6 protein-coding genes are annotated in these 5,534 nt (G+C 57.3%); 3 read left to right on the top strand and 3 right to left on the bottom strand.

Annotated elements, in window-relative coordinates:
- Positions 1-321, bottom strand: a 321-nt coding sequence (locus ABX749_RS19645; RefSeq protein WP_372897464.1) for an SIMPL domain-containing protein, incomplete at its 3' end; no start/stop codon positions are given.
- A gap of 330 nt (positions 322-651) precedes the next feature.
- Here ABX749_RS19645 and ABX749_RS19640 point away from each other — a divergent pair.
- Complete coding sequence (locus ABX749_RS19640) at positions 652-1,770, top strand: hypothetical protein (RefSeq protein ID WP_372897463.1); 1,119 nt, start codon at positions 652-654, stop codon at positions 1,768-1,770.
- Between the two features lie 126 nt (positions 1,771-1,896).
- On the opposite strand, the gene ABX749_RS19635 is transcribed toward ABX749_RS19640, so the two are convergent.
- Positions 1,897-2,805, bottom strand: coding sequence for a 3-methyl-2-oxobutanoate hydroxymethyltransferase (locus ABX749_RS19635; protein WP_372897462.1), 909 nt, complete (start codon positions 2,803-2,805; stop codon positions 1,897-1,899).
- A gap of 180 nt (positions 2,806-2,985) precedes the next feature.
- Here ABX749_RS19635 and ABX749_RS19630 point away from each other — a divergent pair, with 180 nt between their 5' ends.
- Together ABX749_RS19630 and ABX749_RS19625 are read left to right on the top strand one after the other, a co-directional pair.
- Positions 2,986-3,837, top strand: a complete 852-nt coding sequence (locus ABX749_RS19630; RefSeq protein WP_372897461.1) for a hypothetical protein — start codon at positions 2,986-2,988, stop codon at positions 3,835-3,837.
- 307 nt (positions 3,838-4,144) lie between these two features.
- On the top strand, positions 4,145-4,552 hold the full coding sequence (locus ABX749_RS19625; RefSeq protein ID WP_372897460.1) for a hypothetical protein: 408 nt from the start codon (positions 4,145-4,147) through the stop codon (positions 4,550-4,552).
- Between the two features lie 44 nt (positions 4,553-4,596).
- Here ABX749_RS19625 and ABX749_RS19620 read toward each other — a convergent pair.
- Positions 4,597-5,534 (bottom strand): AAA family ATPase (locus ABX749_RS19620; protein ID WP_372897459.1); only part of this gene is annotated, 938 nt, incomplete at its 5' end.

Raw genomic sequence — 5,534 nt, 5'->3', positions numbered from 1 at the left:
GGGATTGCGCATGCGTTGGTAGCGCGGCGCGACGTTGAAACTGGTGGTCTGGATGTCTTTTTCGGCGATGCCAAGCTGTTTCAGTTTCTCCAGCAGTCGCTTCATTTGATCGTTGTTTGCGACCAACGCCGCTTTGGCGCTGTCTGCCTCGACCACAACACCGACATTGATCTCGGCCACATCGGGCACTCCGTTCACCTCTCCCGTGCCGCTGACGATGATCACCCGGTTGGCGGTGCTGGTTTCAGAGTTCGGCTCCTGAGCACCGATCCCCAACGGAAAGAGCAACAGGGCAGCGACAAATGTTAAACGTGTGTTCATAAGTTGAGTTCCATTTTGTATCAGACAGGGCAGCTGCACCGGCGTGGCGGTCGGTTGCAAGCAGCCGCTCCGAATTCACACTAATGGACCATCGAAGAAGCGTCAAATGAAGGTGTGTGGCAGGCAAATTGGGTTGCCTCCGCCAGAGGGTGGGGCTGCTGTGTTTGCCACGCGCCGGCGGATTGGGCGAGGCCCCAATGGGATCGGCCGGGGCAGTTATACTGCGTCGGTTGCAAAATGATTCAGTCCATCACGCGGGGGCGTTCTGACGTGCCGACTCTCATGCTCTTCCACGGCTGCCGATCCAATCGTTCTGCGGCATGCCTACTCTTGCTTGCCGTCTGTTTTACCGGGTTGCACACCACGCCAACGCTCATTGCACAGGACGACAGCGCGCCAGCCGAGCCATCCGATCCGCTCGCGATCAAGCTACTGGAAATGGATTTGACGGCGACCGCCAAACTGTTTGCCCGGCATGACTTGGATGACGATGGGGCGCTGAGTAAATCCGAGTACGAGCGGCTGAAGTGGACCAGCGAAGACATCCGCCCTTTTGATCTCAATCGCAGCGGTGACTTGCAGCAAGTCGAAGTCACGCTCAAACTCGCGGCCGAACGTGAACGTGCGGGCATCGTGCAGATGGATTCGATTTTGGCCGACAGTTACACCAAGCGATATGACAGCAATCGAGACGGAAAGTTGCAGTTGAGGGAACTGGAGAACAATACGTTTTCAGATCAGATCGAAAGCTACGATCGAAATTCCGATGACGAACTCTCTGCCGATGAATTGATTCGTGGATTGGCGTTTGAACGCAAGTTTCGTGATGAGTTGGGTGTCAAGGGTTGTGACCAAGGCGGTGCGATGGCGCTGATCAATCAAGGTGATCTCAATGGAGATCGTCAGTTGGGCGGCGATGAACTCGACGCCGTCGGTTTGGATTCGGCAACGATGAAGTTCGATCGAAACGACAACGAATCGTTATCGGTCTCGGAGCTGGCCGAATACTTGGCCGATCGCCGCATGCGGATGGGGATGACGCCTTCGGATCAATTGCTCGCCAGAAATGTGATCCGACGCAGCGACCCAGATGGCGACGGTTTAGTGCCGGCGAACCTGTTTCGCCAAGCCGACCCAGACCCCGACCTCGGTAGCCCCGACGAAAACGGTGACGGACTCCTGTCGCTGTTGGAAATCGAAACGTATTTGGCGAAGCAGCGAAAGCTGCTGGGGTTCGACGACGAATCCGCCAACCGGGCATCGATCTTGATCGCGAGAAATGATTCCAACGGCGATCGCAAACTGTCCAAGGCGGAGCTGAAGGCCAGTGGGGCCAACCGTGACAGTCCACTCTTCCCTGAAAAACTCAGTCTGATCGACCAAGACGGCGATGCTGCGATCGATATGAAGGAACTGGCACGGTTCATCCAGAAGACCCGGCGGCCGTGAAGGCGGGAAGTTGCCGTCGGTCAGGTCGTCGTGCATCTCAAAGGAGATCGGGTCAAAAAACTGAGTGGTCAAAAAATGAAGCATCCGGCGGGTGAGAACGCAGGCACTCACCGATGCCGGTGGAAGCTACTTGTCCCCGCCGCCGTCAACAGCGGCAAGGAACTGGTCGATCAATCCTTCCGGTGCTTTGACCACATGTTCGGGGCCAGGAAACTGTCCGCCTTTGACATCGTCGATATAGTCTCGAAAGCCCCCGACGCGCTCCGCCTGCATCGCCTGTTCCATCTTGAACAGGTTCCGATACTGTTTGGTGTGTCGTGGATAGGGAGGAGCGTGGTTGCCCAAAATGTCTTCGGCGAACATGAATTGAATGTCACCGCCACTGCCTGCACCGATGGACGACGTCACCAGGCGGGTGCGTTTGGAGATCTGTGCAAGCAGCTCGGCCGGTACGACTTCCACTTCCACCGCCCAGGCTCCTGCTTCTTCAAACGATTGAATCTGCTCGTAGACCCACATCGCCTCTTCGACCGTTTTGCCGACCGCCCTCAGGCCTCCGGTCCAGGTGCTCAAGCGGGGCACCAGGCCGGCGTGGGCTTCCACCGGAATTCCAGCGTCCGAAACGGCTCGAATGAATTCGGGTCCCCATTGGCACATGATTCCATCGGCGCCGAGTTCCATGGCGTCGTAGCCGGCACGAACCGCTTCGGCCGCGGTCGCAATCTTTGTCAATCCGATACAGAACGTCATGAAGGTGTGCGGCGCTGCGTTTCGGATCGCAAGTGCACTGGCCGGATCCGCTGGATCAAATTTGACTTTCAGCGTGTCGATTCCCGCCTCTTCCGCCGCCGCTGCCTCGCGCGTCGTAAACGGCATGGTCTCGGTGAGAACAGCTTTTCCTTTCAAATCTTGAAGATGCTTGATCGTATGGTTGCGGGTTGCATAGGCCCCGCCGAGTGTCATCGTCCGGTGTAATCCTCGTTTGTGCGCGTCTCTGGGAGGCAGTGCGTTGGGTGGGTTTGCGTCGGAGTTCATCGATTTGATTTTCTGTTCCAGAGAAGAATCGGCAATTGGTGTGGGATGTCGCAAAACATATCGCACCGCTCGAAAGGAATCAAAGTGAGCGTCGCTGCCGTGGCCAGACGGCGGAACCGCGTCGGCTATACTTCAACAGGCAGTCCCGAGCGGTTCGTCCCTTTCAGGAGACCGGTACGCATGCGTCGCATTTGCCGAATTTCAGTTGTCGTCTTGGCGTTCGCGCTCTTCGCGAGCGACCATGCCACGGCTCAACCCTTGGTCTACACCGCAGAAAGTCTGGAGAGCTGGATCATCAACGCGGACCGTGTTTGGATTGCCAGGATCGTCAGGGTCCGCGATGAGCCGATCCCCGGCGGCTCGGAGAAGCCTGGCATCACGATCGCAGTGGAGGAAACGCTCAAGTACCCGATCTTCGAGCAACGTCATGAAAAAATGGGGCTGTTCGTCGAACACCCGACGGCACGGTTCAAAGACGTTGAGGAGCGTTCCAGTCGTCTGCTGATCGCGCACAGCGATCATCACCAGTTCTCGCCGAAATTGATTGAGTTGACGCCGGGCAAGGTCGAAGTCCTTCGGGCTGATTTCACGATCCTGCGCACACCTGAGGCGGTCCTCCAGGCGGCCAGGGAGATCATCGGCCGCGTGCCACCCAACGTGCGGCAACTGCATACGGTTTGTTTGACGATTCCACCGGACGTGCCGTTCGATTCCAAACGGGGACCACACGGGCAACTGATCGTGCCCGTGGACGAGCCACTGGAGACGCTGGCGATCGGATGGCTCGACTCCGAAAACTACTCCAGCCGATCGAAAGCCGCCGAGGTGCTACGGTACTTCAAGTCCGAAGCCAACATCGACCGACTGCGCGGGCTGCTGCAGGACACAGGGTACAGCGAACAGCTGGCCGACGATCGAACCCGCACCAAGTACTACGGCGTCCGCGACCAGGCCTACCAAACGCTCAAGGCCTGGGGAATCAACGTCGAACGCCCCGTGATCATCGAGTCCAACCGCGGACAGGATCAGTAGGGGCGAGCAGTTCCCGCGACACTTCAGAGCCGGCCGCGGAAAAGAGGTAAGAAGATTTGGGAGGTAAGAAGATGAATCCCCGCAGCGATCCCCGGTCGTCGGCAATTTTCTTACCTCCGAAATTTTCTTACCCTCCGTTTTCGATCGACCGGTGGCGTTGTTTCCGGGCATCAGTCGAGTGACCATCGGCTTGGAGGACCTGCGCGGAACATCTGACCGATTGCTCCCTTTTGTCCCATTGTGAGCTCGGCCCTGCTTTTTGTGCTGTTTGAAACGGCTAAAATGCAGAGCATTCCAGGAGGACGAAATGGCAAGCTTTGATAAACTCTCGTACTTTCTCCGCGCACCCGCCTATCCCGTGATTGTTGATATTGACGGAGTGTTGGTCGCGGCAAAGTCAGCAAAGACGCTCTACGAAAAACTTTCACCGCTCGAGCTTGTCGAAAAGAAGAACTACAGCTCAATTGACCGGACCGGTGATCCTTGGATTTTTGTTGTGATGGACGGTACGGCGGTTCTCTCGCCGTTCACTGTCGAAAAGCCACGAACAAAACTGGATCTCATTCGCTGGTTCAACCATCGCAAAAATAAACCGGTTGACGAAGTGGAGTACTCCGAGAAATCGTTGTCTTCAAAGAGGCGTGATTTCATCATTGCTGAAATTGCAGACCGACTGATCGATGCCCAGAAGCGAAGCGCATCGCGTCGAGGCTAGTTGGTTGGCCGATGGACCGACATCGGAAACAGCTAACGACAGCGTTACACACGCTCGCCGCGCCGGCGACGCCGTCCATTGTGCGAAGCGGGTTCCGACAACTCGGTCTTCATCTGCCGTTGCAAGATTCCCGCTTGTTCGGTCATCACGGCCGCGAAATCGGTGGATGACTCGTGCATCCACTTCATCAACGAACTGACGACCAGCTCTTTCAGATAGGCGAACGAAAACGCTTCGGTGATTGCGGCGATCGGATCGACTTGTTCCGCCGTCCAGCCGCACTCGCCGGAAAGTCGTTGTTGCCAGTCGGCGAGATACTGGCTCCGTTCTTCGAGCGCCGGAAGATTGAAGTGGTACTTGCGATCAAAACGGCTGGGGCGGTCGATGATTGCCGAATCGATCCGCTCGGCGTGATTCGTCGTGGCGAGGACGATCATCCCGTGGTTCTGCTCGAAACCGTCCAGCTGATTGAGAAAGAAGGATCGGTTTTCGTCATTCACCAGCGAGTCCAAGTCTTCGAGGACCAGGACGCAGGGGCGAAGTCCGCGGGCGCGGTCAAAGACTTGTTTCCACATCTGCTCGGGGGTGTAGTACTGATGGCTCAGGCTCTGCACGTAGAGGCTCGAGATGTCCAGTTCTTTCACGAGCGCGCGGGCACAGTGCGTCTTTCCGTTGCCCGGCGGGCCGATCATCAATGCGCCACGCCGCCAAGCAATGCCGAGCCGGGTGTAGCGATCCTCGGCTTCCAGGAACTGTTGAAAGTCGTTGCGTATCGCATCCTTCATGCCGTCGGCCAGGATCAGATCGTCAAAGGATGCCGATCGAGTCGCCTCGTACAGGCTGTGGCTGCGGTTCCATCGGCCGTTTGAGAAGACCAGGATCGCGTTCCCCGGCGCGTGCGTCTTTCGCTCGACATCGAGAATGAAAGCGTCGGCGATCTCGGCCGACTCGGCGACGACCCAGTCACGGCTTTCGCCGCCGC

The sequence above is a fragment of the Stieleria sp. genome, from assembly GCF_041595215.1.
Taxonomy (GTDB): domain Bacteria; phylum Planctomycetota; class Planctomycetia; order Pirellulales; family Pirellulaceae; genus Stieleria; species Stieleria magnilauensis.
This window is presented reverse-complemented; position numbering and strand designations above follow the sequence as displayed.